This window comes from Thermocatellispora tengchongensis, assembly GCF_014202315.1.
Classification (GTDB): domain Bacteria; phylum Actinomycetota; class Actinomycetes; order Streptosporangiales; family Streptosporangiaceae; genus Thermocatellispora; species Thermocatellispora tengchongensis.
Genome location: NZ_JACHGN010000004.1, coordinates 294,344 through 319,100 on the forward strand (window position 1 = coordinate 294,344; position 24,757 = coordinate 319,100).

A 24,757-nucleotide genomic window follows, 5' to 3' on the forward strand; every position below is an offset into this window, starting at 1 on the left:
TCCGGCGCGGCGGCCCGGGGCCCGGCACGCTTGCGGCCTCTACACGTCGCCCGTCAAGGCGTACAGATGACTACAGAACGGCCTCCAGCACCGCCCGCGCGACCCGCGCCGTGGCGGCGGCCTCCTTACGCGGGTCGTACGGCCCCGCCGGCGCCTCCAGCACCACGGCGGTCGCGATCACCGGCCGGTCGGCGGGCGCGAACGCGACCAGCACCGACGGCGCGGATTCCGGCGCCACCACATCCGACCCCACCACACCCGACCCCACCACATCCGACGCCACCGTGCGCGACGGCACCACAGGCGGGGGGACGGCCCCGGCACGCCCGTGGGCGCCGGCGACCGGGGGTTCGGCCAGGCCGAGGATGCGCTCGCCGAACGCCGCGGGGCCGAGCGGGCCGGTCATGGGCGCGGCAGGAGAGCCCATGGCGGCCACCTCGACGCCGGGAAGCGCCACGTTCTCGGCGGCGCCGCCCGGTCGGGCGGCTTCGGCCAGCATCGCGGCCAGTTCCCCGGCGACGCCGAGCGAGATCGGCCTGCGGTACTGCGCCACCCGCGCGCCCTCCACGGAGGTGCCGTCCGCCAGGCGTACCTCCTGCACCAGGTACGGCCGCATCAGCGCGCCCCCGTTGGCCACCGCGGCGGCGGTCATGGCCAGGCCGAGCGGCGTGGCGCGCACCCCACCGCGTCCGATGGCCGCCGGCGCGCTCCCGGCCCGGTCCAGCCGGGCCGGGTAGACGCTGGGCGCGACCCGAAGCGGCACGGTGAGGTCACCGGCGTTGAAGCCGAAGCCCTCGGCCTGTTCACGCAGCACGCCGGGCCGCAACTCCGCCCCCAGCCGGCCGAAGGCGGTGCCACAGGACGCGGCGAACGCCCGCGCCAGCGCCATCCGGGTACCCGAACAGGCCGTAGGCGAGCCGGGGGCGCCGGCCGGCACGGAGACCTTGGTGAGCGGGGTGTGGCCGCCGCGGCCGAGCGCGGCTGCGGCGGTGACGATCTGGAACGCGGCGCCGGGCGGGTACGTGCGCTGGAGCGCCCGGTTCAGCAGCGGCGTGCCGGGCGCGGCGCCCAGCCGCCGCTCCACCCGCTCCAGCCTGGCGGGGTCGAAGGTGGCGTAGCGGTTGGGGTTGTAGGTCGGGTACGAGGCGAGCGCGAGGATCGCGCCCGTGGCCGGGTCCAGCGCCGCCACCGCTCCCCTGCGCCCGGCGGCCCGCAGCCCCCGGTACGCCGCCCGCTGCACCGCCGCGTCGATGGTCAGCCTGATCGTGCCGGTCTGCGGCGCCCCGTCCACATCGCCCCCGCCGACCAGCGAGCGCGCCCGCACCCGAGGGTCCTGACCGGTGAGCACCGCCTCCCCGGCCAGCTCCACCCCCCGAGCCCCGTTGAGCGAGACGTGCCCGGTGACGGCCGCGAACACACGCCCGGCGGGGTAGTGACGCCGATGGGAGTACGGCCCGCTGGTCCTGCGACTGGTGGCGATCAGCCTGCCCTCGCGGGTGAGCAGGTCGCCACGCGGCCGGTCGAGCCGCTCGATGCGCAGCCGAGGGTCGCGGGGGTCGGCACGCAATCCGTCGGCCCGGAACGCCTGCACGTGGTTCAGGGCCGCGAGCAGCGCGAAGAACATCAGCCCACACGCGTACGCGACGCGGCGCAGCGGCACGTTCATCCGCCTCGCCCGCACCGCCGCCATCGCCCCTCCCGACCCGCCGGTACCCCGATGCCGGGCAACGCCGAACCCCGCCCCCGCCCAGAATCAGGCCAAGGCCCTCACCGCCTCCGATCAGGGATGAGCGGTGTCGTCCAGATGGGCCAGGGCGGTACTGGTCACGCGTACGGCGTCGTCGATCCAGGCCGGGATGCGCTCGCCGATGATCGGCCGGACGATGCCGTACGGTGAGTCGTGGCATGCCAGCGTGACCACCTCCAGCCCGTGCGGGGTGATGCGTCCGTAGCGTCGCTCGGTCAGTCGCCGAAGATGGTCCAGGACCGGGTCGTTGAGGTGCCGGAGCTCCTCTTGGAGCTGGGGCGGGCCGGTGGCGACCAGGTCGGCGTACCGGAAGACGGTCATCATCCGGGCGTCACGCGGGTGGCGGCGGCAGAACTCGGGGATCCACAAGGCCGTTCGCACGATCGCCTCGATCGGGTCGCCGGTCTCGGCCGCCGGCGTCAGCCCGGCCTGGAAGGCCCTGATCGAGCGGATCCAGGCCGATCCGAAGAGCACGTCCCTTGAGGCGAAGCGGTGGTAGATCGATCCCGACGGTGCGCCCAGCAGGGCGGTGACGTGGCCGACCGTGGCCGACCGCCAGTGCTCGAAGGCCGCGTCCCGGGCCGCATCGAGGATCTGATCATGGGTGAACGACGGACTCCTGGGCATCGTCACGAGCTTAGCCGCTACCCTTATTCTAGAGAATGCTCTCTAATTCGTGGGGTGATCATGGAATCGGCGGAGCGAGGCCGGGTTCTACGGCGGACCGTGATGATCGTCGCGGTCCTGTCCTGTGTGCCGTACCTGGTCTTCAAGCTGGCCTGGTTGTCAGGAGCGACGATCGGCATCACCAGCGCCGAAGGCCGGGCACTGATGAACGATCCGCGTCACGTCGCCGGCAACTACCTCACGGTGGGGATGGACCTGCTCGCGATAGGGCTCGCGGTGGTGCTGGGGCGGCCGATCAGCCACCGCCTGCCGGCCTGGCTGGTGCTGGTGCCCGCCTGGGGAGCAACCGGGTTGCTGGCCCCGATCGCGCTCGGCCTCCCGGCGGGGCTCCTGATCCAGTTGATCAGCGGCACGGATGTCCCGGCCGGCAGTGGAGACGGGCTGGCCGGCTGGGTGTTCGCCGTCATCTACGGCGGCTTCGGCCTGCTCGGCTGCTGCCTGGCGGTGCTGGTCCTCCTGCACGCGATGGAACGCTGGCCACGGATCTTCGCGACCGGCCCTCGGCCACCCCGCTGGACGATCACCGCGGTCTGCGCGGCCCCGCTGCTCGGATACGCCCTGGCCCTGCTGGTCTGGGCGGTCGCAGGGCCTGAGGCCGGCGGGCCGGCCGGATTCGAGAGCCCGGCCCAGCGGACCGTGCTGGTGATCAACGGCCTGCTGGTCGCGATCGGCTACGCCACCCCGCTTGCGCGCGGGTTCGTCGCCCGGCATCCGCGCCGGGCGATCGTGGCGACCTGGGTCGGCTGCAGCGTGGCCACCCTGTCCGGACCGACCTTCGCAGCTCTCGGCCACGACGGCGTCGTCCGCGTCCCCCTGCTGGTCGCGTCCATGGTGTCGGCAGCGGCAGGCGTGCTCTACTCGGTCGCCCTGCTGCGGGCCACCGCGGCGCCCCGCTCCAATGCGGCGCCTCGGAGGGGCCAGCCGTCTTCCGTCTCGACCGCACCCTGATCGGCGGGTGACGCGGTGCGGGTCGCCGCGGTGGTGGCCGCGTGCCCGGAGCAGGGCAAGGCCGAACCCCGCCCTCATCCACGAATCAGGGACGCGGCGGGCGGGGCGGCCTATCGCGCGACGGGATGGGCCTCGGACAGGCCCGCCGGGCTCTCGGGGACCTCAGGGAGCCCGTCGCACGCGTCGGGCTCCGCGGCCTGCTGGGCGGCCAGGGCGTCGCGGTAGTAGTGGATCTTCCTCTTGATGGCCTGCTGCTGGTTGCGCAGGTGGGCGATCTGCTCCTCCACCCGGCGGTCGTGCTCGCCGAGGACCGCGATGCGGTCGGCGATCGTGTGGTCGCCGGCGCGGGTGAGCTTGGCGAACCTGATCATCTCGGCGATCGGCATGCCGGTGTCGCGCAGGCAGCGCACCATGCCGAGCCAGCTTATGTCGCGGTCGGTGAACCGCCGCTGGCCCGCCGCGTTGCGGCCGACGGGTTCGAGCAGCCCGATCCGCTCGTAGTAACGCAGCGTGTCCAGACTGAACCCGGTTTCCTCTGCAACCTGTCCTGGCGTGTAGACACTCACACGCAGCAGGATTTCACCTGGAGTGGGCTCCAGGTCAAGGCAGATGGTCGGCGAGATAGCGGCGTACCAGCAGCTTGCACTCGGCGATCAGGCCGGGGTCGCCCTGGCGATCGACCCGGAACGCCAGCTTGAGCACCGCGTCGGCCGCCTCGACGGCGACCAGGAGCGCCCGGTCGAGCGCGGCCCCCGCGGGCACGCCGAGCCGCTCGACGGTCAGCGCGCGCAGCCGATCGGCCACGACCTCGTTGTTCTCCAAGGCGGCGTCGAGCATGCGGTCGGTGCCCTTGAGCGCCGGTCCGCCGGGGGCGGTGAGCACCTCCCCGAAGTCCACCACGAGGAAACCGGGGATGGTCCGCTTCATCTCCACGAACTCGTCCACGGCGAGGTCCACCACGTCGGTCCAGTGGGACAGCTCGGCCTCGCCCAGCCGGGCCGTGATCCGCGCCAGGAACGCCTCCAGGTTGCGCAACGCCAGCGCGCGTACCAGGCCCTGTTTGTCGGGGAAGAACTGATAGAAGGTCCCGATCGGCACTCCGGCCCGGCGCGCGACCTCCTTGGTGGTCAAAGCCTCATACCCCACCGCGTCGAGCAGGTTCGCGCACTCGTCGAGCATCCGCTCGACTCGCTCCAGACTGCGGCGCTGCGCGGGCCGGCGGCGCAGCGTTCCTCCCGAGACGTTCGTCATTCCCCCATCATCCACCCGATACCTCACCAAAGGCGTTAACATGAGCGACACTCGCAATTCCCTGCGGAAGGGCCCGCGCATGTTCCTGTGGGGTACGGCCACCGCGTCCTACCAGATCGAGGGCGCCGCGACGGAGGACGGCAAGGGCCCCTCCATCTGGGACACCTTCAGCCACCAGGAGGGGCGGATCGCCGACGGGCAGACCGGCGACGTCGCCTGCGACCACTACCACCGCTGGCCCGAGGACATCGCGCTGCTCGCCGACCTGGGTGCCGGCGCGTACCGGTTCTCGATCTCCTGGCCGAGGGTCATGCCCACCGGACGCGGCCCGGTCAACCCGGCCGGCCTGGACTTCTACGACCGGCTGGTGGACGCGCTGTGCACCGCGGGCGTGGTGCCGGTGGCCACGGTGTACCACTGGGACCTGCCGCAGGCGCTGGAGGACGAGGGCGGCTGGCTGAACCGCGACACCGCCGGCCGGCTGGCCGACTACGCGGGCGTGCTGGCCGAGCGGCTGGCCGACCGGGTGGGGCTGTGGATCACGCTCAACGAGCCGTTCGTGCACATGGCCTGGGGGTACGCCATGGGCCTGCACGCCCCCGGGCACGCCCTGCTCACCGGCGCGCTGCCCGCCGCGCACCACCAGCTCCTCGGCCACGGCCTGGCCGTGCGCGCGCTGCGGGCCGGGGGCGCGGGCCAGGTCATGATCACCAACAACTGCACGCCGGTGTGGCCGGCCTCCGGCTCCCCGGCCGACCTGGCCGCCGCGGAGGCGTACGACATCCTGCACAACCGGCTGTTCACCGATCCGGTGCTGCTGGCGGAATACCCGGACCTGACCGCGTACGGCGTGAGCGCGCCGGACTTCGTCCGCGACGGCGACCTGCGGACCATCGCCGCCCCGCTGGACGGCCTGGGGGTCAACTACTACAACCCCACCCGGATCGCGGCCCCTGCCGAGCCCGGCACGCTCCCGTTCGAGAACGCCGAGATCACCGGATACCCGGTGACCGGCTTCGGCTGGCCGGTGGTCCCCGACGGCCTGCGCGAACTGCTCACCGGCCTGCGCGCCAGGTACGGCGCCGCCCTCCCGCCCGTCTACGTGACCGAGAACGGCTGCTCCTACCCCGACGAGCCCGACGCCTCCGGCCGGGTGCGCGACACGGCCAGGATCGACTACCTCGACGCGCACATCCGCGCCGTGGACGCCGCCGTGGCCGAGGGCGTGGACGTACGCGGCTACTTCGTCTGGTCGCTGCTGGACAACTTCGAGTGGGCACACGGCTACACCCAGCGCTTCGGCCTGGTGCACGTGGACTTCGCCACCGGCCGGCGCACCCCGAAGGAGTCCTTCCACTGGCTCAAGCGCCACATCGCGAGCAGGTGAGCGTCAGAACACCGAGATGTGCACGTGGTCCCAGTGGTTGGCGGTGATGCTGCCGCGGTCGGACATCGGGCGCCACCCGGCGCCGGTGCGCACGTCGTAGTAGCGCTGCTTCCAGATGATGTACATGATGCCGATCCGGGGGCCGTTGGTGATCGCCCACTGGGCCAGGGCGTCGCCGCGCTCCAGGTCGATCTGGTTGGGCATGCGGCCGCCGCTGCTCATCATGAAGTCGCAGGCGCGGCCGGAGCCGTGGTCGCCGGGGTCGCCGGGGCGCAGGCAGCCGTAGCCGTAGGGCATCGGGAACTGCCCGAGCACCGCGTTGCGCACCGAGACCATGCGCTGGGTCAGGCCCTCGGCGCCGCCGGGGGTCTGGAAGCCGTACTTGGCCAGCAGCTTCTCGATGTCGCGGCGCTTGCCCTTGAGGGTCGCGATCTCCTTCTTCAGGTTGTCGATCTTGTCCTCGGCGGCCTTCTCGGCCTTCTTCGCCGAGGCGACGAGATCCTGGATGCGCTGGAGCTGCTGGGCGCGCTCGGTGGCGAGGTGGCTCATGGTGGCGGCCGGGCCGAGCACCGAGGACGGGTCGCCGTTGATGGCGAAGATCGCGGCGGAGTCGAGCGAGCCGCCCATGTAGGTCTGCTGCGCGTACGCCGCGACCTCGCGCTCGGCCGTGGCGAGGCGGCGCTTGAGCATGGCCGCGCGGTCGGCGGCCTTCTTGGCCTGCACGCGCACCTCCTCCAGGCTCTGCACCTGGCCCCGGTAGCGCTTGTTCAGCGCGGCGGCCTGCTTGGTCAGCTTGTCCAGCTCGTTCTGGGGAGGCGGCTTCGCGGCGGCCGAGGAGGCGGGGGCCACCGGCGTGAGGAGGAGCAAACACGCGAGCAGCGACGCCACGGCTACGGGGCGGAGCGGCCCACGGCCGGGTTTCACGCGCGTCCTCCCCTCGGCGATCCCAACCAGGCTGACCGGAACTATAGAAGGTGATCTTGATCGCTGCCACCCGAACCGGGGAACTGACGCCCCTTTAGCGAAGTATCGGGCGATCTGATGGGGATCGTTGCTCCTTCCGCCGGACGTCCCACCCGGTAACCTTGCCAAGCAACTACAGAACATGATTCGGTCACTTTGGGCCCCGGCCTTGTGCCCGGCGCACGGCCGGGACGAGACTGGCGGCAGAGTCAAACAAGCAAGCATTCGGTCAACCAACCGGCCCGGCCCGCCCGACCAGGAGGAGACATGCTGCAGCACGACCGGCTGTTCATCGGGGGCGACTGGGTGGCCCCCGCGGGCACCGCGACGATCGACGTCATCTCCCCGCACACCGAGGAGGTCGTCGGCCGGGTGCCAGACGGGACCCCCGCCGACATGGACCGCGCCGTGGCCGCCGCCCGCGCGGCCTTCGACGAGGGGCCCTGGCCCCGCATGACCATGGCCGAGCGCGCGGCCGTCGTGGGCAGGCTCGCCGAGCTGTACGAGGCCCGCCAGGGCGAGATGGCCGAGCTGATCACCACCGAGATGGGCTCGCCGATCACGTTCTCCCGGATGGCCCAGGCGCCCCAGCCGCTCGGCATGCTCAAGTACTACGCCGAACTGGGCGCCACCTTCGAGGTGGAGGAGCAGCGCCCCGGCCTGTTCGGCCCGGTCACCGTACGCCGCGAGCCCGTCGGCGTCGTCGCGGCCGTCGTGCCGTGGAACGTCCCCCAGTTCGTGATCATGACCAAGCTCGCCCCGGCGCTCATCGCCGGCTGCACCGTCGTGATCAAGCCCGCGCCGGAGACCCCGCTCGACTCCTACCTCCTGGCCGAGATGATCCAGGAGTCCGGAATCCCGGCGGGCGTGGTCAACATCGTGGCCGCCGGGCGCGAGGCCGGCGAGCACCTGGTCTCCCACCCGGGCATCGACAAGGTCGCCTTCACCGGCTCGACCGCCGCCGGCCGCCGCATCGCCGCCATCTGCGGCGAGCAGCTCAAGCGGTGCAGCCTGGAGCTGGGCGGCAAGTCCGCGGCGATCATCCTGGACGACTGCGACCTGTCCGCGGCGATGGGCTTCCTGTCCATCGCCTCGCTGATGAACAACGGCCAGGCGTGCGTGGCGCAGACCCGCATCCTCGCCTCCCGCAACCGGTACGACGAGGTCGTCCAGGCCGTCGCCGACATGGTCTCCGGCCAGGTGGTCGGCGACCCGGCCGACCCGGGGACCGGCATCGGCCCCATGGTGGCCAAGCGGCAGCAGGACCGGGTCGAGGGCTACATCAAGATCGGCATCGACGAGGGCGCCAAGCCGGTCGTCGGCGGCCTGGAGCGGCCCCACGACCGCGGCTGGTACGTGGCGCCGACCGTGTTCGCCGGGGTGTCCAACGACATGCGCATCGCCAGGGAGGAGATCTTCGGCCCGGTGCTCGCGGTGATCCCCTACACCGACGAGGAGGACGCCGTCCGCATCGCCAACGACAGCGACTACGGCCTGTCGGGCACCGTCTGGACGGCGGACGCCGAGCACGGCATGGACATCGCGCGGCGCGTGCGCACCGGGACGTACGGGGTGAACATGATGAACACCCTGGAACCGTCCACCCCGTTCGGCGGCTACAAGGCCAGCGGCCTCGGCCGGGAGCTGGGGCCGGAAGGGCTGGCGGGGTACCTGGAGTACAAGTCGATCGCCCGCCTCGGCTGAGGCGCGGGCGCCGGGGCCGCCGCACCCGCGCGGGGGTGCGGCGGCCCGGTTCGGTCCCCGGGGCGGCGCGCGGGCTGTGTCGCGGTCACCGCGCGCCGCCGGACGGAACGGAAATGGTCGTATCAGCGCTCCCAGCGCGCCCCCGCGACGCTGGACCGCTTCAGGACCACACCAAGGATGTCCCATCGGGCCGGAGCGGTCCCGGCCTCGTTCCCCTGGAACTCTCCCGGTGGTTTCGATCCATCCGCTTCTGGTAGACGACCCTTATTCGCGGTTGGTTCGGAGATATCGCGATATTTCTTTGTGTTTCCGGCCCGGAACGTTCCCTGGAGCGTGTTTCCGCAGCTCGGGCAGGGGTCCGCGGCTCAGAGCGCGACCGCTTGCGCCTGCACCGCCGTGATCGCCACCATGTCCACGATGTCGCCCACCGTGGCGTCCCGGTCCAGGTCGTTGACCGGCTGGCGCAGGCCCTGCAGCACCGGCCCGTACGCGACCGTCCCCGGCGCCCCGCGCACCGCCCGGCACGCGCTCGCCGCGATCTCGGCGTCCGGGAAGACCAGGACCGTGGCCCGGCCCGCCACCGGCGACCCCTCCGGGTCGCGCCCCGCGCGGGCGCCGTCGATCGCGGTGTCGTACCGCATCGGGCCCTCGACGGGCAGCTCGGGCGCGCGCGAGCGCACCAGCTCGGTCGCCTCGCGCACCCGCTCCATGTCGCCGCCCGCGCCCGCCGGGCCGCTGGAGTAGGACAACATCGCCACCCGCGGCTCCACCCCGAACAGCTTCGCCGTGCGCGCGGTGCAGATCGCGATGTCGGCCAGCTCGGAGGCGCCGGGCATCGCGTGCATCCCGCAGTCGGCGAACAGCACCACCCGGTCGGCCAGGCAGGCGAACACCACCGCGGAGGCGGCGGGCGTGCCCGGGGCCGTCTTGATCACCTGGAACGCGGGCAGGATCGTGGCCGCGGTGGTTCCGGCCGCGCCCGACACCATGCCGTGCACGACCCCGGCGTGCACCATCATCGTGCCGAAGAAGTTCGGGTCGCCCATGATGTCGCGGGCCCGGCGCGGGGTCATGCCGCGGTGCTCGCGCAGCAGGGCGTACCGCTCGGCGAAGGTGTCGCGCAGCGGGGAGGTCAGCGGGTCGAGCACCCGCACGTCGTGCAGGTCCAGGCCCAGCGCGTGCACGCGGGGCCGGATGACGTCCGGGCGGCCGAGCAGGGTGACGTCGGCGATGCCGCGCCGCAGCACGATGTCCGCGGCGCGCTGCACCCGCTCGTCCTCGCCCTCGGGCAGCACGATGTGCCTGCGGTCGGCCACCGCGCGCTGCACGATCAGATGCTCGAAGATCCGGGACGTGACCCGCTCCGAGCGGGTCGGCTCGATGTGCCCGGCGAGCGCGGCGGCGTCCACGTGCGCGGAGAAGTGGCCCAGCGCCGACTCCACCTTGCGGTGGTCCTCCGGGGTGATCCCGCCCTCCAGGCCGCTCAGCATCGACGCCACCGAGAAGCTGTCGGCCGCCGTGGACAGCACCGGGATCTGCGGCGCGAGCTTGGCGGTGATCGTCCGGACCGTCTCTGAGGGCCGCTCGCCCAGGGTCAGCATCACCCCGGCCGGTTGCGCGGTGCCCGCCATGTCGGCCGCCATCGCGCCGAGCAGCACGTCGGCCCGGTCGCCGGGCGTGATCACCAACGCGCCGTCGGTCAGGTGCTCCAGGAACACCGACAGGGTGGCGCCGCCGAACACGAAGCCGAGCACGTCGCGCTGCAACCCGTCGTCGTCGCCCTGGATGTGCGCCGCGCGCGCGGCGGCGGCCACCTGGCGCACGGTCGGCGCGGCCAGCGCGGGCTTCTCCGGGATCACGTAGCACGGCACCGGCAGTCCCGCGTCGAGCGCCAGGTTGGGCCGGGCCCGGTTCACGATCGCCGCGATGACCGTGCAGCCCGCGTCGGAGAACAGCGTGTACGCCGCCCGCAGCTCCGCCGCGATCTCCTCGGCCGTCCTGCCCGTCCGCGCCGGCCTGACGGCGGCCCCGGCCTTCACGACGGCCTTGTCCCGCTCCACGACCCGGCCGGGCGGCGCGGCGGCACCGCCGCCGGCCAGCAGCACCACCGGGACGCCCAGCTTGGCGGCGAGCCGCGCGTCGAACCCCAGCCCGCCCGGCCCCGCGCCGTGCCCGCCGAACACCAGCAGCGCGTCGCACTCGTCCACCACGGCCTCGCAGCCGTCGGCCAGCCGGGTCAGCAGCTCGTCCTCGCCGATCCTGGCCGCCTCGGCCGGGCTGATCCCGCCCACGACCCGGCTCAGCCGGTAGCGCCCCCGGATCAGCTCCAACCCGGCGTCGAGCTCGCGGTCGGCGTCGCGCTCGTCCCGCGGGGCGTACGCGCCGGGCGGGCCGGCCGCGCGCTCCTCACGGGCGATCGTCCGGTAGACCCCCAGCCGCTCGACCCTCCTGGACAGCAGCTCGGTAAGGCCGAGCTCGACCAGCCCGTGGCCGTCGCCGCGCCCGAGTCCCGCCACAAAGATGCCTCGCACCGTCGCCCCCGATCGAGATGTGAACCGGGGGGAGACGCCAGTGCCGGAGAGTAGCCGACACCGTTCTGACCGTAATCAACCAGTCCTCATGATTTCAAGCCGCCACGGCCGCCCGATATCCGGACATCTCCCGGCAGGGGGCGCGGGGCTCAGGCGCCCGCGGTGGCGGCGCCGACCCAGGCCCCGATCCGCCGGATCAGCTCCGGCGTGGCGGCGGTCTCGGCGTGGCCGTAGCCGCGCTCCACCCACAGCTCCTTGGGGTCCTTGGCCGACTCGAACAACTGCTCGGCGTGGTCCAGCGGGAAGAAGGCGTCGGAGTCGCCGTGCACGATCAGCAGCGGCACCGGGGTGACCAGCGTGGCCGCCTCGTACGGCGCCAGCGGGATCGGGTCCCACCGGCCGCGGGCGATCCGGGTGCGCTTGGCGATCCGCGCCGCCAATCGGCCGATCGGACGTTCGATGGCCCAGTGCACCTGGCGCATCGGCCGGGTGTCGCGGTAGTACCAGCGGGCGGGGGCGCTCACCGACACGACGGCGTCCACGCCGCCGTGCAGCCCCGCGTGCCGCACCGCCACGGCCCCGCCCATCGAGAACCCCACCGAGGCGACCCTGGAGTAGCCGGTCACCCGCATGTGCCGCACCGCGGCGTCCAGGTCGAGCACCTCCAGGTCGCCGACCGTGGTGTGGCCGCCCGACCGGCCGTGCCCGCGGAAGTCCAGGCAGAGCACCCCGGCGAACCCGCTCAGGACGTGCGCGATGCGGCGCGTGGTGCGCTCGCGCCACCCGCCGGTGAACCCGTGCCCCACGACGATGCCGAGGTCGGGGGCGCCGCGCGAGGGAGTGTGGGCGGCGTCGATCCGCACGCCGTCCTTGGTGCGCAGCGTCACCGGGAAGTGAGGAGCCAGTGACATGGAGATCAGCCTACGAGAGCGCAGAAGGCGCAGGTCGGCGGGGTGGCCCGGGATCGCCTAAAATACTGGGGGCCGCACAGTCGGCGGCCGGCCTCCACGATCGCAGAGCGAGACTCCATCATGCCCTTGAACAGCCGCGACGACCTGCGGAACATCGCGATCATCGCGCACGTTGACCACGGCAAGACCACGCTGGTGGACGCCATGCTCTGGCAGTCCGGCGCGTTCCGCGCCAACCAGGACGTGGAGGACCGGGTCATGGACTCCAACGACCTGGAGCGCGAGAAGGGGATCACCATTCTCGCCAAGAACACCGCCGTCCGGCACGGCGATGTGACCATCAACATCATCGACACCCCCGGCCACGCCGACTTCGGCGGCGAGGTGGAGCGCGGCCTGTCCATGGTCGACGGCGTGGTGCTGCTGGTGGACGCCTCGGAGGGGCCGCTGCCGCAGACCAGGTTCGTGCTGCGCAAGGCGCTGGCGGCCAAGATGCCGGTGATCTTGTGCATCAACAAGGTGGACCGCCCCGACGCGCGGATCGCCGAGGTGGTGGACGAGACGTACGAGCTGTTCATCGACCTCGACGCGACCGAGGAGCAGATCGACTTCCCGATCGTGTACGCCTCGGCCAAGGCCGGCCGCGCCAGCCTGAACCGCCCCGCCGACGGCACCATGCCCGACTCCCCCGACCTGGAGCCCCTGTTCCAGACGATCATGGAGACGATCCCGGCCCCGGTGTACGACCCGTCGGCCCCGCTCCAGGCCCACGTCACCAACCTCGACGCCTCCAGCTACCTCGGCCGGATCGCGCTGTGCCGGGTGCACCAGGGCTCGATCCGCAAGGGCCAGCAGGTCGCCTGGTGCCGCACCGACGGCTCGGTGCAGAAGGTCAAGATCAGCGAGCTGCTGATGACCGACGCCCTGGAGCGCAAGCCCGCCGAGGAGGCCGGGCCGGGCGACATCATCGCCATCGCCGGCATCCCCGACATCATGATCGGCGAGACCCTGGCCGACGCCGACGACCCGCGCCCGCTCCCGTTGATCACCGTGGACGAGCCCGCCATCTCGATGACGATCGGCACCAACACCTCCCCGCTCGTGGGCAAGGTCAAGGGCTCCAAGGTCACCGCCCGCATGGTCAAGGACCGCCTGGACAAGGAGCTGGTCGGCAACGTCTCGCTGCGCGTCCTGCCCACCGACCGGCCCGACACCTGGGAGGTCCAGGGCCGCGGCGAGCTGGCGCTGGCCATCCTGGTCGAGCAGATGCGCCGCGAGGGCTACGAGCTGACCGTCGGCAAGCCCCAGGTCGTCACCAAGATGATCGACGGCAAGCTGCACGAGCCCGTGGAGCGCCTGACGGTGGACTGCCCCGAGGAGTACCTCGGCGCGGTCACCCAGCTCCTGGCCGTCCGCAAGGGCCGCATGGAGCACATGACCAACCACGGCACCGGCTGGATCCGCATGGAGTTCGTGGTGCCCGCCCGCGGCCTGATCGGCTTCCGCACCGAGTTCCTGACCGAGACCCGCGGCACCGGCCTGGTCCACCACGTCTTCGACTCCTACGAGCCCTGGTTCGGCGAGCTGCGCACCCGCAACAACGGCTCCCTGGTCGCCGACCGCGCCGGCGTCGTCACCGCCTTCGCCATGCTCAACCTCCAGGAGCGCGGCACTCTGTTCGTCTCCCCGACGACCGAGGTGTACGAGGGCATGATCGTCGGTGAGAACTCCCGCTCCGACGACATGGACGTCAACATCACCAAGGAGAAGAAGCTCACCAACATGCGCTCCTCCACCTCGGAGGAGACCGAGAAGGTCATCCCGCCCCGCGTGTTGTCCCTGGAGCAGGCCCTGGAGTTCATCCGCGAGGACGAGTGCGTGGAGGTCACCCCCGAGACGGTGCGCATCCGCAAGGTGGTGCTCGACGCCGCCACCCGGGCCCGCACCGCCGCCAGGGCCAAGCGCGGCTGAGGCCGGCCGGCAGGTTCCGCCCGAACCCCGCGACGAACAGGAAGCCCGCCGCCCAGCGCACCGGGTGAGCGCGCATGGCCGGGCCGGGCCCGGCTGCTCCGGCAGCGGACAGGACGTGTTCCGCCCCCCTTCAGCCGAGGGTGCCCGTCCTGGCCGAGCCGGTCCCGTCGCGCTCTCGGATGTCCGCCACGGGGCTCACCGGTTCGTCCTGCTCGCGTATCCGCCCGGTCCGGGCCGGTACGGCGAGAGGCGTGGACCTCGCACCGCCGGTCCTCCTGCCGCCCCCGGCCGTTCCGGCCCGGCCGGCCACAGGACCACCGCGCATCCGCGACTTGCGGCACGCTTGCCGGTCCGCCCACTACCAGGGACGGTCTCCACATCTCGCCCGAGGGCTGCCGCCCGGCCACTCACGCGGAAAGCACATCGGCGAGATCCTGGCGCCCACCGCGAGCAGGGCCAGGCCGGCACAGGCGGGCCCCCACAGGAGGCGCAGGCCCGGCCCACAGGCGGGCGCAGCCCGGCCCCACAGGCGGGCGCAGCCCGGCCCCACAGGCGGGCGCAGCCCGGCCCCACAGGCGGGCGCAGCCCGGCCCCACAGGAGGCCCAGGCGGGCACAGGCGGGCCCCGCAGGAGGCGCGAGCCGGCGCGCAGCCCGGCCCCCACAGGAGGCACAGGCCGGCGCAGGCCGCGGCCCCCCAGGAGGCACAGGCCGACGCAGCTCGGCCCCCACAGGAGGCGCAGACCGGTGCAGCCCGGCCCCCGCAGGACGCGCAGACCGGTGCAGCCCGGCCCCCACAGGAGGCACAGACCGGCGCAGGCCGGTGCCCCACAGGACGCGCGAGCCGACGCAGCCCGGCCCCCACAGGAGGCGCACGCCGGCCCCCGCAGGACCCGTCCCACGCCCCGCCGATGATGGCCCTCGCCGCCGCCCGGCCGCCGCCTGGGGCGCCAGGCCGACACCCAGGCCGATGCCCACCGGGACGGGTGCCTTGTCAGGGATTGCGGCGGGTGTTTGCATGGAGGCGCACTCGGGGGCGACGGGGGTGATCATCACCTTCTGTGCGAGGAGTTCATCAAGTGGCGGATCTCACAGCGCGCGGCACCCGGCTCGGCCCCCTGGTCCGCGAGACCCCCGGACGGGTGCTCCCGAGAGAGCCCTACAACGACGAGGTGATCCCGCGGGTGCTGGGCGGCGCCCATCCGTTGTGGAAGCTGGAGCGGATGCAGAGTTTCAGCGAGCCCGACGTGCCGAGCTGGGTGGCGGCGCACGAAGGTGACTGGCGGCGGGCGCTGGAGCTCATCGAGGGGATGCGGCCGGGGTTGCGGGCCATGTCGCAGTCGCTGTCGCGGCTGCGCCGCACGCGGATCGCCGAGCGGCCGCCGTCGCCGTACCTGCAGTGGGAGATGCAGGTGTTCCTGGCCCGCACCGACGCCGGGGAGACGATCCGCGTGCTGGACGCGGAGGCCGTGGCGGGCGTCGAGACGGACGGGCCGCTGCCGGAGCTGCTGATCATCGGCCCCGACGTGATGTACGAGATCCTGTACGACGACGCCGGCGGCCACATGGGCGGCCGGCGGATCGAGGACCGGGACGTGATCCGGGTGTGCACGGAGGAGCTGGCGGAGCTGTTCGCACTGGGTGAGGACTTCCGCGCCTACTTCGCCCGCGAGATCGCCCCCCTGCCCCCGCCCCGCACGGCCTGACGGCGCCCAGTGGCGGCGCGTCCGTCAGCGCTTGGCGTGGGTGGTGAGCCAGTCGACCAGGGGGCGCAGGGCGCGCCAGTCGTCGCGGACCCGGGGCAGCACCTCGGGGGTGTGCACCCAGGGCTCGGGCTCGTAGGTCCGGCCGGCGTGCAGGGAGCGGTGCCGCAGCAGCTCGATGCGCGGGTGGTCGGCCGGGAAGCCGCGCGGGCGGGTCTTGAGCCGGTCGCCGGAGATGGTGAAGCCGGCCGCCCTGGCATCGGCGACGATGCGCTCCAGGACCGGGCCGGTCAGCTCCTCGGCCACGGCCTCACGGTAGCGGCCGAGCTGCTCGGCGCCGCCCGCGAAGAAGCCGCCCGCCACGTGCAGACCGTCGGCCCCGATCTGGACGTAGTAGCCGATGCCCTCGACGGTGGCGGCGTAGGCGCCCTGGTGGGTCTTGTAGGGCGACTTGTCCTTGGCGAAGCGCACGTCGCGGTAGGGGCGGAACAGGTGCACCTCGCCGAACTCCCCGGCCAGCTCCTCGGCCAGGGCGAGCATGGGCGCGCGCACGGCCTGCTCGTAGAGGGCCTTGTGCCGCCCCCAGTAGATCTTGGAGTTGTCGGCCTCCAGGCCCTCGTAGAACACGAACGCCTCGTCGGGGAAACCGGTGAATTCCATGGGGCCAATGCTGCCATGCCGCTCCGACGGTTCTCACCGCTGGCTGTAGCGTCTGCCGGGGGCCGGCTGATGCCGCCCGAACAGCTCCGAGACGGTGACGAAGACGAAGCCCCGCTCGTGCAGCCGGGCCAGAATGTGCGGCACCGCCTGCACGGTGGTCTTGTGGATGTCGTGCATCAGCACGATGGAGCCGGGACGCGCGCGCACGGCGCGGCGGGCGATCAGCTCGGGGTCGCGGTCGCGCCAGTCGAAGGTGTCGTGGTTCCACAGGATCTGCGCCAGGCCCTCGCGCCGGGTGATCCTGGCGACGCGCCGGTCGGTCGAGCCGTACGGCGGGCGCATCAGCCGCACCCGTACGCCCGTGGCCGCGTACACCACCCGCATGGTCCTGGCCAGCTCGGCGTCGATCCGGCTCGGGGGCAGGGCCGGGAGCAGGGCGTGGTCCCAGGAGTGGTTGCCCAGTTCGTGGCCCTCGGCCACCATGCGCAGCACGTCGCCCACCCGCTCCCGGGTCACCATCTGGCCGACCAGGAAGAACGTGGCCTTGGCCCGGTAGGCGGCCAGCGCGTCGAGCAGCCGCCCGGTGTACTCGCCGGGCCCGTCGTCGAAGGTGAGCGCCACGCACTTGAGCCGGGAGCAGTCGATCGCCCGCGGCCGGAACCCGGCCGACGGCGAGCGGGTGCCCACGCCGTCGGTCTGCTGGGCGCTGAGCGCGACCGCGAGCGCGCGGCCCTCGATGCCGAGCGCGGGCGGCGTCAGGTCCACGGGCGGCGCGCCCGCGTCTCCGCACGACGTCAGCGCGAGCGCCGCGGCCAGCACCATCGCCGCCGAGCGTACGCGGGTTCCCCGCACGCTTCCCCCTGAAAGCACGCCGGCCCGCCCACGAGGCTCGGCCGCGGGCGGGGCGCGGGGTCAGGTCACGGATGCGCCTCGGCCGCGTCGCCCCGCTGGACGGCGGCCGGGCCGTCCCACCATGGTGGGACGTGCTCGCGCAGCTCCGCATACCGACGCGCCACCCGTACGGCACATCCGACCGGATCATTACCCTGATGCCGCCGGTTGACCGCTCCCTCGCGCCAGCGGAAGTACCCGTCGCGGTAGCGCACCACCAGGCCGATCCAGACCGAGAGCGTGGCCTCGTCGCCCACATCGTACGCCTCGGCCGCCCCCAGGTTCACGAGTTCGGCCCTGAGCTTGTCTATCGCCGCCGCCGACTCACTCATCGGCCAACCCCCTCGTGAACCCCCGCCCCGAAGCCGCGCACCGCACAACGAGAGGTGTACCCCACTACGCACTACCCCGAAGCGCCGCACTTCCCATCACCACCCACCGTAACCACCCAACTCCCCGGCCCGGAACGGGGCTCAGTGGTCGGGGGTGGCGGCCGGTTCGGTGACGACCATGATGAACCTGAGGTCGCGGTCGGCGGTGTTGGCGTACACGTGGGGGCGGTCGGCGCTGAACAGCACGGCCTCGCCGGTGCGGATCACGTGGGTGGCGCCGTAGACGGTCAGGGTGAGCTCGCCCTCCAGGACGGTGAGCATCTCGCGGGTGCCCGGCGGGTGGGCGTCGCCGTCGTGGTGCTGGCCGGGGCCGAGGCGCCAGTCCCACAGCTCCAGGATGGCGGGCGCGTCGGTGCCGACCAGCAGGCGGGCGCTCCCGGGGCCGTGGGTGAAGGTCACGACGTCCTCGGCGTGCACCACGCGTACGACGGGGGTGTCGGCGACCTCGACCAGCCGGGCGACGGTCACGCCCAGGGCGTCGGCGATGCGGGCCAGGGTGCTCACGCTGGGGTTGGTGCGCGCCTGCTCGACCTGGACCAGCATGCCCCGGCTCACGCCCGAGCGGGCGGCCAGCTCGTCGAGGGTGAGGCCGCGGTGGGCGCGCTGGGCGCGCACGTTGTTGGCGATGGCGGCGGCGAGAGTACCCGGTTCCGGCATGGGTGCAGTCTAGTGAAACTGATTTGCACTATATTGCACTCTTCTGTTGTACTAACAGGGCAATCCAGTGAACCCTGGAGGACTCCGTGACCGCTGTGGTCCTGGCCACGGCCTGCGCCGTCGTGTACGGCACGGCTGACTTCCTCGGCGGCCTGGCCACCAAACGGTCGCAGGTGTTCGCCGTGGTGGCGCTGTCGCAGCTCGCCGGGCTCGCGTTCGTACTGGCCCTGCTGCCCGTGCTGCCCGGTTCGTTCTCGCCCGGCGCCTTGCTGTGGGGCATGTCCGCCGGGCTCGCGGGCGCGGCCGGGCTGGTGCTGTTCTACTGGGCGCTGGCCAACGGCGTGATGTCGGTGGTGGCGCCGGCCACCGCGACCATGTCGGCCGCGGTGCCGGTGGCGTACGGGCTGGCGGTGGGCGAGCGGCCCGAGCCGGTCGCGCTGGCCGGGGTGGTCGTGGCGATCACGGCGGTGCTGCTGGTCAGCCGCGACCCGTCCGCCGGCGCGTCGCGGAGCACCCTGGCGCCGCTGCTGGCCGCGCTGGTGTCGGGCGCGGGGTTCGGCGGCTTCTTCATCCTGCTCTCGCACGCGCCCCAGGGCACCGGCCTGTGGCCGCTGCTCGGCGCCAGGGTCGCCTCGATCACGGTGGTCGTGCTGCTCGCCCTGGCCACCCGCAGGGCGCTGCGTCCCGGCCGGGGCTCGCTGCGCGTCATCGCCGCCGCGGGCGTGCTGGACATGGCGGCGAACGTGCTCTACCTGTTCGCGGCCCAGCAGGGCCTGCTCAGTCTGGTCGCGGTGCTGGTGTCGCTGTATCCGGCGAGCACCCTGGTGCTGGCGAGGTACGTGCTCGGCGAGCGGCTGCACCCGGTGCAGATCGCCGGCGTGGTGGCCGCGCTGGTCGCCGTGGGGCTGATCGCGACGGCCTGACGGCCGCCGCCGCCCGGCCCGGCGTTGTCAGCATCGGGGGGACCTTGTTACGTTCGTGCCCGTGCAGCCCGAGCGGGCAACTTTCGCGTCAGGGTCGTTCGCGCACATCGCTGCGCTGTACGGCTCCGATGACGCCTACCTGGATCTCGTGCTGCCCGCGGTCGGCGACGCCCTGAAGGAGGGGCGCGACACTCTGGTGGTGACCGGGCAGGCCAACCTGGACCTGCTGGCCGAGCGGCTGGGCCCCGACGCGCGGCGGATCGACCGGCGGCTGCGCTCGACCTGGTACACCCATCCGGCGCGCACGCTCACGGCGTACCACGAGTACGCCGAGCCGTGGGCGAAGCGGCAGGCCCTGTTCGTCGGCGAGCCGGTCTGGGCCGGGCGCGACGAGCGCGACGTGCGCGAGTGGCTGCGCTACGAGGCGGCGCTGAACATCGCCTTCGAGGGCGCGCCGATCGTGGCGATGTGCCTGTTCGACCGGCGTACGACGCCGCCGGAGGTGCTGGAGCAGGCGCTGTGCGCGCACCCGTGGCTGCTGGAGGGCTCCTCCGGGCCACGCCCCAACCCCGGATACGTGCCACCGCGGCAGTTCTCGGTCAACGGCGACGACCAGCCGTTCCGCGACCCGCCCGGCTCGGCGGTGCGGGCCGGGTTCACCTCCCGCGAGCTGACCCAGATGCGGCACCTGGTGGAGACGACCGCGACGGGCGCGGGGCTCGACCGCGACACCGCGGGCTCGCTGGTGCTCAGCGCCTCGGAGATCGCGGCCAACGCCGTGGAGCACGGCGCGGGCCACGGCACCGTCCAGTTGTGGACCGACGACGACGAGCTGATCTGCGAGATCGCCGACCCGGCGGGGCAGCTCGACGTGCCCCTGCCGGGCTACCTGCCGCCCCGCCCGGAGTCGCCGCGCGGTTACGGCCTGTGGATCAGCCGCCAGCTCTGCGACCTGGTCGAGACGCGTACGGCCGACGGCGTGCTGCGCGTGCGGCTGCACATGTTCCTGCCCCGGCGCGGCTGACCGAGGTCAGGTCAGGGCCGGGGCAGCGCTGCCCCAGGCCGGGGCAGTGCCGACCGGGCTCACCGGCGCGCCGGCCGGCGTGGCGACGGGCGTGCCGGCCGGCGTGGCGAGGAGCGCGTCGAGGCGCGTCAGGCGGCGGCGCGCTGGGCCGGCAGGCGCAGGGCGCCGATCTCGTGGGCGTAGTCCTCCAGCATGGCGCGAAGCTGCTTGCGCCCCCGGTGCAGCCGCGACATCACGGTGCCGATCGGGGTGCCCATGCGCTCGGCGATCTCGCGGTAGGCGAACCCCTCGACGTCGGCGAGGTAGACGGCCTCGCGGAAGTCGGAGGGCAGCGAGCGCAGCGCGTTCATCACCACGTTGTCGGACAGCGCGTCCAGCGCCTCGGTCTCGGCCGACTTCAGCCCGCTGGACATGTGCGACTCGGCGGCGGCGAGCTGCCAGTCCTCGATGTCCTCGGTGGCCGACAGCTTGGGCGAACGCTGCCGCTTGCGGTAGTCGTTGATGAAGTTGTTGGTCAGGATGCGGTGCAACCACGCCTTGAGGTTCGTGCCCTCGCGGAACTGGTGGTACGAGGTGTAAGCCTTCGCTACAGTCTCCTGGACGAGATCCTCCGCGTCGGCCGAATTGCGCGTCAGCCGCATCGCCGAGGCGTAGAGCTGAGCGGTGACGGGCACGACGTCGCGCTCGAACCACTCCTGGCGCTGCTCTTCGGTCATAGAGATCATCTCAATCCCCCTCGCACTCTCCCCCCGTTGACCGTCCGGACCCGCGCATGGTGACTATCGATCCTCATGACGGCGTGTTTCATGTTCCCAAAGCACGCGTAAGTACCTCGTTAAGGGTTCTGCCTGCTCAGGGGGTACCCAGCTCATCCGGGCAGCAGCGGTCGCACTCACGCTGCCTGCCGGGTAAGTCTCATTAGAGTAACACCTTTTTTTCAATACGGCGCAAAGTGTGGCCGGCATCACAGGCTACCGGCTAGGGACACCCGCCTCCATGTGTTTTCGCTGCCCTGTGGGCGGGCCGTAAACCTCTCTCTGGTAGACGATCGGGCGGGCCCCATCGGTTCACCGGGAACGCGAACCGCGCCGGGCCCCCTGGTCGGGGCCCGGCGCGGTCTCGGCGGTCGCGCGGCGCGCGTCAGGCGGTCTTGGCCGGGTCCACCTCGAAGAAGCCCGCCAGGTCGTCCAGCATGGCGTGGGCGCCGAGTATGCCCACCGCGCTCATCCAGGTCAGGTCGCTGACCTCGCGCTTCTCCCCCTTGAGCCGGTCCCACAGCGGGTTGCCCTCGAACTTCTTCTTGGTCTCCTCCACCGAGGGGTCGGGGTAGGTCGCCACGAAGATGTGGTCGGCGTCGAGCTGACCGATGTTCTCCTGGCTGATGTCCACCGCGATCGTCTCGGTGGTGGTGGGCTGGTCGGCCGGGCGGGTGAAGCCGACGTCCTTGAGCACGAGCCCGGAGTAGGAGTTCTCGACGTACAGGCGGACGGTCGGCTCGCCGGCGAAGCGGACGACCGAGACGGTCGGCATCTCGCCGCCGTTCTTCTCCTTGATCGAGGCGCCGATGGCCGCGGCCCGCCGCTCGTACGCCGTGATCTTGCTCTCGGCGAGCTCCTCCTTGCCCAGCGACCGGCCCATGAGACGCAGGTTGTCCTTCCAGATGGCCCCGGTCGTCTCGCTGAACACGGTGGGCGCGATCTGGGTCAGCTTGTCGTACAGGGCCTCGTGCCTGACCTTGGCCGAGACGATCAGGTCCGGCTTGAGCGCGACGATCTGCTCCAGGCTGGGGGCCTCCAGCGTGCCGACCGGCGTGGCGTTCTTGCCGTACGCGGCCAGCGGCTCGCCCAGGTAGCCGGGCAGCTTCTCGTCGATGGCGCGGTAGGTGGTGTAGCCGACCACCTCGGTCTCCAGCGTCAGCACCGCGTCCACGAAGCTCTGGTCCAGCGCCACGACCCGCTTGGGCTGGGCCGGGATCGTGGTGGTGCCCATCGCGTGCTGGACCGTACGCGGCCACGCCCCGCCGGACGCGCCGGACGCGCCGGCCGACGGCTGCGCCTCGGTGGCGGTCTCGCCGCCGCCCCCGCACGCCGCCAAGCCCAAGGAGAGCACGGCTCCCGCCACGCCCACCGCCAGAGCCCTGAACGCTCTCATCGCTTGTCCCTCCGTGAAGTACCGGTTCCGCCCGGTAAGGTTGGCCTCAGTGAGCTTAGCCAACCCTAAGTTGGGATAATCTACGCAGGGCTTACCTTCGCCCCCCAAAGGCCCGAAACACTCAGGAGAAGTACGGGTGACCACGATCGCGCCGGCACCGCCCGTACGCCCCCTCGCCGGCCGGTGGCGGCGGCGCGTGCTCGTCCTGCTCGCCCTCCTCGCCGCGCTCGTGCTGGCCACGCTGCTCAGCCTCACCATCGGCGCCAAACCCGTGCCGCTCGGCGACACCTGGCACGCCCTGACCGGCCCCACCGGCACCGAGAACGACATCGTCATCCGCTCGCTGCGGGTGCCCAGGACCATCCTGGGCGTCCTGGCCGGGATCGCCCTCGGCTGCGCGGGCGCCCTGATGCAGGGCCACACCCGCAACCCGCTCGCCGACCCCGGCCTGCTCGGCGTCACCCAGGGCGCGGCGTTCGCCATGGTCGCGAGCATCGTGCTCCTGGGCATCGGCGACCTGTACGGCTACATCTGGTTCGGCCTGGCGGGCGCCCTGCTGGCCAGCGTGGGCGTCTTCGCCCTGGGCACCCTCGGCGGGCGCGGCACCGCCCGCGGCGGGCCCACCCCGGTCACCCTGGCGCTGGCCGGCACCGCCGTGAGCGCCTTCCTGTACGCCCTGACCTCCACGATCGTGCTGCTGGACGAGCAGGCCATGGACACCTTCCGGTTCTGGCAGGCGGGCTCGATCGCGGGCCGCCCCACCGCCGTCATCGGGCAGGTGCTGCCGTTCCTGATCACCGGGCTGGTGCTGGCCCTGGCCAACGCCCCCGGCCTGAACGCGCTCTCCCTCGGCGAGGACGTCGCCCGCGCCCTCGGCCAGAACGTCGCCCGCACCAGGGCCGTGGGCGTCGCCGCGATCACACTGCTGACCGGGGCGTCCGTGGCCGCCTGCGGCGCGGTGGCGTTCGTCGGCCTGATGGTCCCGCACCTCGTCCGCCCGCTGGCGGGGCCCGACCACCGGTGGCTGCTGCCGTACTCGGGGCTGGCCGGGGCGGCCCTGCTGCTGTTCGCGGACGTGCTCGGCCGGGTCGTGGCCCGGCCGGGCGAGCTGGAGGTGGGAGTGGTGCTCGCGCTGCTCGGTGCGCCGTTCTTCGTGGCGCTTGTGCGCCGCAGGAAGCCGGTGCGGCTGTGACGGCCGTGCGCGGCACGCGCGCCGCGGTGCGGCTCGGCGGCGCCTCCTGGCGGCTGCGTCCCCGCGCCATCACCGTCACCCTGCTCGGCCTGGGCGCGCTCGCGCTGCTGATGGCCCTGGGCATGCGCCTCGGCGAGATCGAGATGGGCCTCGGCGAGGTGGTGTCCGCGATCGTCTCCGACGGCCCGGCGCACTTCGTGGTCATGGAGCTGCGCCTGCCGCGCGCGCTGACCGGCGCCCTGGTCGGCGCGGCGCTCGGCCTGGCCGGGGCGATCACCCAGGCCATCGCGCGCAACCCCCTGGCCAGCCCGGACATCCTGGGCGTCACCACCGGCGCCAGCGTCGCCGTCGTCGCGGTCATGGTGGCCGGCGGCGCCTGGTACGGCGGCGTCAGCGGGGCGCTCGCCGCCGTCGGCGTCCCCGTCCTGGCCCTGGCCGGCGGGCTGGCCGGCGGGGTGCTGGTGTACGCGCTGGCCTGGCGCAAGGGCCTGGACGGCTACCGCCTGGTCCTGGTCGGCATCGGCGTGTCCACGGTGTTCACCAACGTCAAGTTCTGGTTGCTGACCATCGGCGACGTCAACGACGCCAGCCGGGCGATGACCTGGATCAGCGGCTCGCTGCACGGGCGCGGCTGGGAGCAGGCCGTCCCGGTCGCGCTGGCGCTGGGCGCGCTGGTCCCGGCCACCCTGCTCGGCACGCGCTCCCTGGACGCGCTGCGCTTCGGCGACGAGACCGTCACCGCGCTCGGCGTACGCACCAACCTGGCCCGGGGCCTGCTGATCGTGGCCGCGGTGCTGCTCGCCGCGGTGGCCACCGCCGCCGCCGGCCCGATCGCGTTCGTGGCGCTGGCCGCGCCGCAGATCGCGCTGCGGCTCGCCGGGGCGGTCCAGCCGCCGCTGCTGGTCTCGGCCGTCGTGGGCGCAGTCCTGGTGTGCGCGGCCGACCTGATCGCCCGTACGCTGTTCGCGCCCACCGAGCTGCCGGTCGGCGTGGTCACGGCCGTACTCGGCGCACCGTACCTGATCTACCTGCTGATCCGCGCCCGCCGGGAGAGACGAACGTGAGC

Annotated in this window: 22 protein-coding genes; 9 read left to right on the plus strand and 13 right to left on the minus strand. The window is 72.8% G+C overall.

What is annotated here, in order from left to right; genetic code table 11:
* Window positions 1–70 precede the first annotated feature (70 nt).
* Together HNP84_RS10730 and HNP84_RS10735 are read right to left on the minus strand one after the other, a co-directional pair.
* The gene (locus HNP84_RS10730; protein WP_185049457.1) at window positions 71–1,690 is read right to left on the minus strand and encodes a penicillin-binding transpeptidase domain-containing protein; all 1,620 of its coding nucleotides are present in this window, start codon (window positions 1,688–1,690) and stop codon (window positions 71–73) included.
* A gap of 90 nt (window positions 1,691–1,780) precedes the next feature.
* Window positions 1,781–2,374, minus strand: coding sequence for a TetR/AcrR family transcriptional regulator (locus HNP84_RS10735; protein ID WP_185049459.1), 594 nt, complete (start codon window positions 2,372–2,374; stop codon window positions 1,781–1,783).
* Window positions 2,375–2,476: 102 nt separating this feature from the next.
* On the opposite strand from HNP84_RS10735, the gene HNP84_RS10740 reads away from it, so the two are divergent.
* Entirely contained in the window at window positions 2,477–3,382 is a 906-nt protein-coding gene (locus tag HNP84_RS10740) for a hypothetical protein (protein ID WP_185049461.1), read from the plus strand.
* A gap of 110 nt (window positions 3,383–3,492) precedes the next feature.
* Here the strand turns inward: HNP84_RS10740 and HNP84_RS10745 are convergent, their stop codons facing one another.
* Window positions 3,493–3,948, minus strand: coding sequence for a MerR family transcriptional regulator (locus HNP84_RS10745; RefSeq protein WP_185049463.1), 456 nt, complete (start codon window positions 3,946–3,948; stop codon window positions 3,493–3,495).
* A 34-nt stretch (window positions 3,949–3,982) separates the two neighbouring features.
* Complete coding sequence (locus HNP84_RS10750; RefSeq protein ID WP_185049465.1) at window positions 3,983–4,633, minus strand: TetR/AcrR family transcriptional regulator; 651 nt, start codon at window positions 4,631–4,633, stop codon at window positions 3,983–3,985.
* Window positions 4,634–4,673: 40 nt separating this feature from the next.
* Between HNP84_RS10750 and HNP84_RS10755 the strand changes: the two genes are divergently transcribed.
* Window positions 4,674–6,020, plus strand: coding sequence for a GH1 family beta-glucosidase (locus HNP84_RS10755; protein ID WP_376771858.1), 1,347 nt, complete (start codon window positions 4,674–4,676; stop codon window positions 6,018–6,020).
* Window positions 6,021–6,023: 3 nt separating this feature from the next.
* Here HNP84_RS10755 and HNP84_RS10760 read toward each other — a convergent pair whose 3' ends face one another.
* Complete coding sequence (locus HNP84_RS10760; RefSeq protein WP_185049467.1) at window positions 6,024–6,944, minus strand: coiled-coil domain-containing protein; 921 nt, start codon at window positions 6,942–6,944, stop codon at window positions 6,024–6,026.
* A 306-nt stretch (window positions 6,945–7,250) separates the two neighbouring features.
* Here HNP84_RS10760 and HNP84_RS10765 point away from each other — a divergent pair, with 306 nt between their 5' ends.
* Complete coding sequence (locus HNP84_RS10765) at window positions 7,251–8,687, plus strand: aldehyde dehydrogenase (protein WP_185049469.1); 1,437 nt, start codon at window positions 7,251–7,253, stop codon at window positions 8,685–8,687.
* A 365-nt stretch (window positions 8,688–9,052) separates the two neighbouring features.
* Here HNP84_RS10765 and pta read toward each other — a convergent pair whose 3' ends face one another.
* Together pta and HNP84_RS10775 are read right to left on the minus strand one after the other, a co-directional pair.
* A complete protein-coding gene (pta, locus tag HNP84_RS10770) occupies window positions 9,053–11,218 on the minus strand; it encodes a phosphate acetyltransferase (RefSeq protein WP_185049471.1) in 2,166 nt (721 codons plus the stop codon).
* Between the two features lie 149 nt (window positions 11,219–11,367).
* Window positions 11,368–12,129: an alpha/beta hydrolase gene (locus HNP84_RS10775; RefSeq protein ID WP_185049474.1), complete on the minus strand. Its 762-nt coding sequence runs from the start codon at window positions 12,127–12,129 to the stop codon at window positions 11,368–11,370.
* Between the two features lie 120 nt (window positions 12,130–12,249).
* Between HNP84_RS10775 and typA the strand changes: the two genes are divergently transcribed.
* Window positions 12,250–14,100, plus strand: coding sequence for a translational GTPase TypA (gene typA / locus HNP84_RS10780; RefSeq protein ID WP_185049475.1), 1,851 nt, complete (start codon window positions 12,250–12,252; stop codon window positions 14,098–14,100).
* A 1,077-nt stretch (window positions 14,101–15,177) separates the two neighbouring features.
* Complete coding sequence (locus HNP84_RS10785) at window positions 15,178–15,804, plus strand: DUF6879 family protein (protein WP_185049476.1); 627 nt, start codon at window positions 15,178–15,180, stop codon at window positions 15,802–15,804.
* 24 nt (window positions 15,805–15,828) lie between these two features.
* On the opposite strand, the gene HNP84_RS10790 is transcribed toward HNP84_RS10785, so the two are convergent.
* The 4 genes from HNP84_RS10790 to HNP84_RS10805 all read right to left on the minus strand — a co-directional run bounded on the left by HNP84_RS10790 (window position 15,829) and on the right by HNP84_RS10805 (window position 18,401).
* Window positions 15,829–16,461 (minus strand): DUF2461 domain-containing protein, encoded by a 633-nt coding sequence (locus tag HNP84_RS10790; RefSeq protein WP_185049477.1) that lies wholly within the window; start codon window positions 16,459–16,461, stop codon window positions 15,829–15,831.
* Window positions 16,462–16,494: 33 nt separating this feature from the next.
* Window positions 16,495–17,313: a polysaccharide deacetylase family protein gene (locus HNP84_RS10795; protein ID WP_312924359.1), complete on the minus strand. Its 819-nt coding sequence runs from the start codon at window positions 17,311–17,313 to the stop codon at window positions 16,495–16,497.
* Window positions 17,314–17,378: 65 nt separating this feature from the next.
* Window positions 17,379–17,684 (minus strand): hypothetical protein, encoded by a 306-nt coding sequence (locus HNP84_RS10800; protein WP_185049478.1) that lies wholly within the window; start codon window positions 17,682–17,684, stop codon window positions 17,379–17,381.
* A 141-nt stretch (window positions 17,685–17,825) separates the two neighbouring features.
* Complete coding sequence (locus tag HNP84_RS10805; protein ID WP_185049479.1) at window positions 17,826–18,401, minus strand: helix-turn-helix domain-containing protein; 576 nt, start codon at window positions 18,399–18,401, stop codon at window positions 17,826–17,828.
* A gap of 86 nt (window positions 18,402–18,487) precedes the next feature.
* On the opposite strand from HNP84_RS10805, the gene HNP84_RS10810 reads away from it, so the two are divergent.
* A complete protein-coding gene (locus HNP84_RS10810) occupies window positions 18,488–19,324 on the plus strand; it encodes a DMT family transporter (protein WP_185049480.1) in 837 nt (278 codons plus the stop codon).
* Between the two features lie 61 nt (window positions 19,325–19,385).
* The gene (locus HNP84_RS10815) at window positions 19,386–20,348 is read left to right on the plus strand and encodes an anti-sigma factor RsbA family regulatory protein (RefSeq protein WP_185049481.1); all 963 of its coding nucleotides are present in this window, start codon (window positions 19,386–19,388) and stop codon (window positions 20,346–20,348) included.
* A gap of 128 nt (window positions 20,349–20,476) precedes the next feature.
* Here HNP84_RS10815 and HNP84_RS10820 read toward each other — a convergent pair whose 3' ends face one another.
* Complete coding sequence (locus HNP84_RS10820; protein ID WP_185049482.1) at window positions 20,477–21,073, minus strand: sigma-70 family RNA polymerase sigma factor; 597 nt, start codon at window positions 21,071–21,073, stop codon at window positions 20,477–20,479.
* A 415-nt stretch (window positions 21,074–21,488) separates the two neighbouring features.
* Window positions 21,489–22,499 carry an ABC transporter substrate-binding protein gene (locus tag HNP84_RS10825; RefSeq protein ID WP_185049483.1) on the minus strand — a complete coding sequence of 337 codons (1,011 nt, stop codon included), beginning with the start codon at window positions 22,497–22,499 and terminating at the stop codon, window positions 21,489–21,491.
* A 136-nt stretch (window positions 22,500–22,635) separates the two neighbouring features.
* On the opposite strand from HNP84_RS10825, the gene HNP84_RS10830 reads away from it, so the two are divergent.
* Together HNP84_RS10830 and HNP84_RS10835 are read left to right on the plus strand one after the other, a co-directional pair.
* Window positions 22,636–23,691, plus strand: coding sequence for a FecCD family ABC transporter permease (locus tag HNP84_RS10830; RefSeq protein ID WP_185049484.1), 1,056 nt, complete (start codon window positions 22,636–22,638; stop codon window positions 23,689–23,691).
* Window positions 23,688–24,755, plus strand: coding sequence for a FecCD family ABC transporter permease (locus tag HNP84_RS10835; RefSeq protein WP_185049485.1), 1,068 nt, complete (start codon window positions 23,688–23,690; stop codon window positions 24,753–24,755). The genes HNP84_RS10830 and HNP84_RS10835 overlap by 4 nt, the downstream gene beginning before the upstream one ends.
* The last annotated feature ends 2 nt before the right edge of the window (window positions 24,756–24,757 follow it).

Excerpts from the sequence above, each read along its gene's own strand:
- HNP84_RS10730 (WP_185049457.1), bottom strand. The coding sequence starts at position 1,690 with ATGGCGGCGGTGCGGGCGAGGCGGATGAACGTGCCGCTGCGCCGCGTC.
- HNP84_RS10735 (WP_185049459.1), bottom strand. The coding sequence starts at position 2,374 with ATGCCCAGGAGTCCGTCGTTCACCCATGATCAGATCCTCGATGCGGCC.
- HNP84_RS10740 (WP_185049461.1), top strand. The coding sequence starts at position 2,477 with ATGATCGTCGCGGTCCTGTCCTGTGTGCCGTACCTGGTCTTCAAGCTG.
- HNP84_RS10750 (WP_185049465.1), bottom strand. The coding sequence starts at position 4,633 with ATGACGAACGTCTCGGGAGGAACGCTGCGCCGCCGGCCCGCGCAGCGC.
- HNP84_RS10755 (WP_376771858.1), top strand. The coding sequence starts at position 4,674 with ATGAGCGACACTCGCAATTCCCTGCGGAAGGGCCCGCGCATGTTCCTG.
- HNP84_RS10765 (WP_185049469.1), top strand. The coding sequence starts at position 7,251 with ATGCTGCAGCACGACCGGCTGTTCATCGGGGGCGACTGGGTGGCCCCC.
- HNP84_RS10775 (WP_185049474.1), bottom strand. The coding sequence starts at position 12,129 with ATGTCACTGGCTCCTCACTTCCCGGTGACGCTGCGCACCAAGGACGGC.
- typA (WP_185049475.1), top strand. The coding sequence starts at position 12,250 with ATGCCCTTGAACAGCCGCGACGACCTGCGGAACATCGCGATCATCGCG.
- HNP84_RS10790 (WP_185049477.1), bottom strand. The coding sequence starts at position 16,461 with ATGGAATTCACCGGTTTCCCCGACGAGGCGTTCGTGTTCTACGAGGGC.
- HNP84_RS10800 (WP_185049478.1), bottom strand. The coding sequence starts at position 17,684 with ATGAGTGAGTCGGCGGCGGCGATAGACAAGCTCAGGGCCGAACTCGTG.
- HNP84_RS10805 (WP_185049479.1), bottom strand. The coding sequence starts at position 18,401 with ATGCCGGAACCGGGTACTCTCGCCGCCGCCATCGCCAACAACGTGCGC.
- HNP84_RS10820 (WP_185049482.1), bottom strand. The coding sequence starts at position 21,073 with ATGATCTCTATGACCGAAGAGCAGCGCCAGGAGTGGTTCGAGCGCGAC.
- HNP84_RS10825 (WP_185049483.1), bottom strand. The coding sequence starts at position 22,499 with ATGAGAGCGTTCAGGGCTCTGGCGGTGGGCGTGGCGGGAGCCGTGCTC.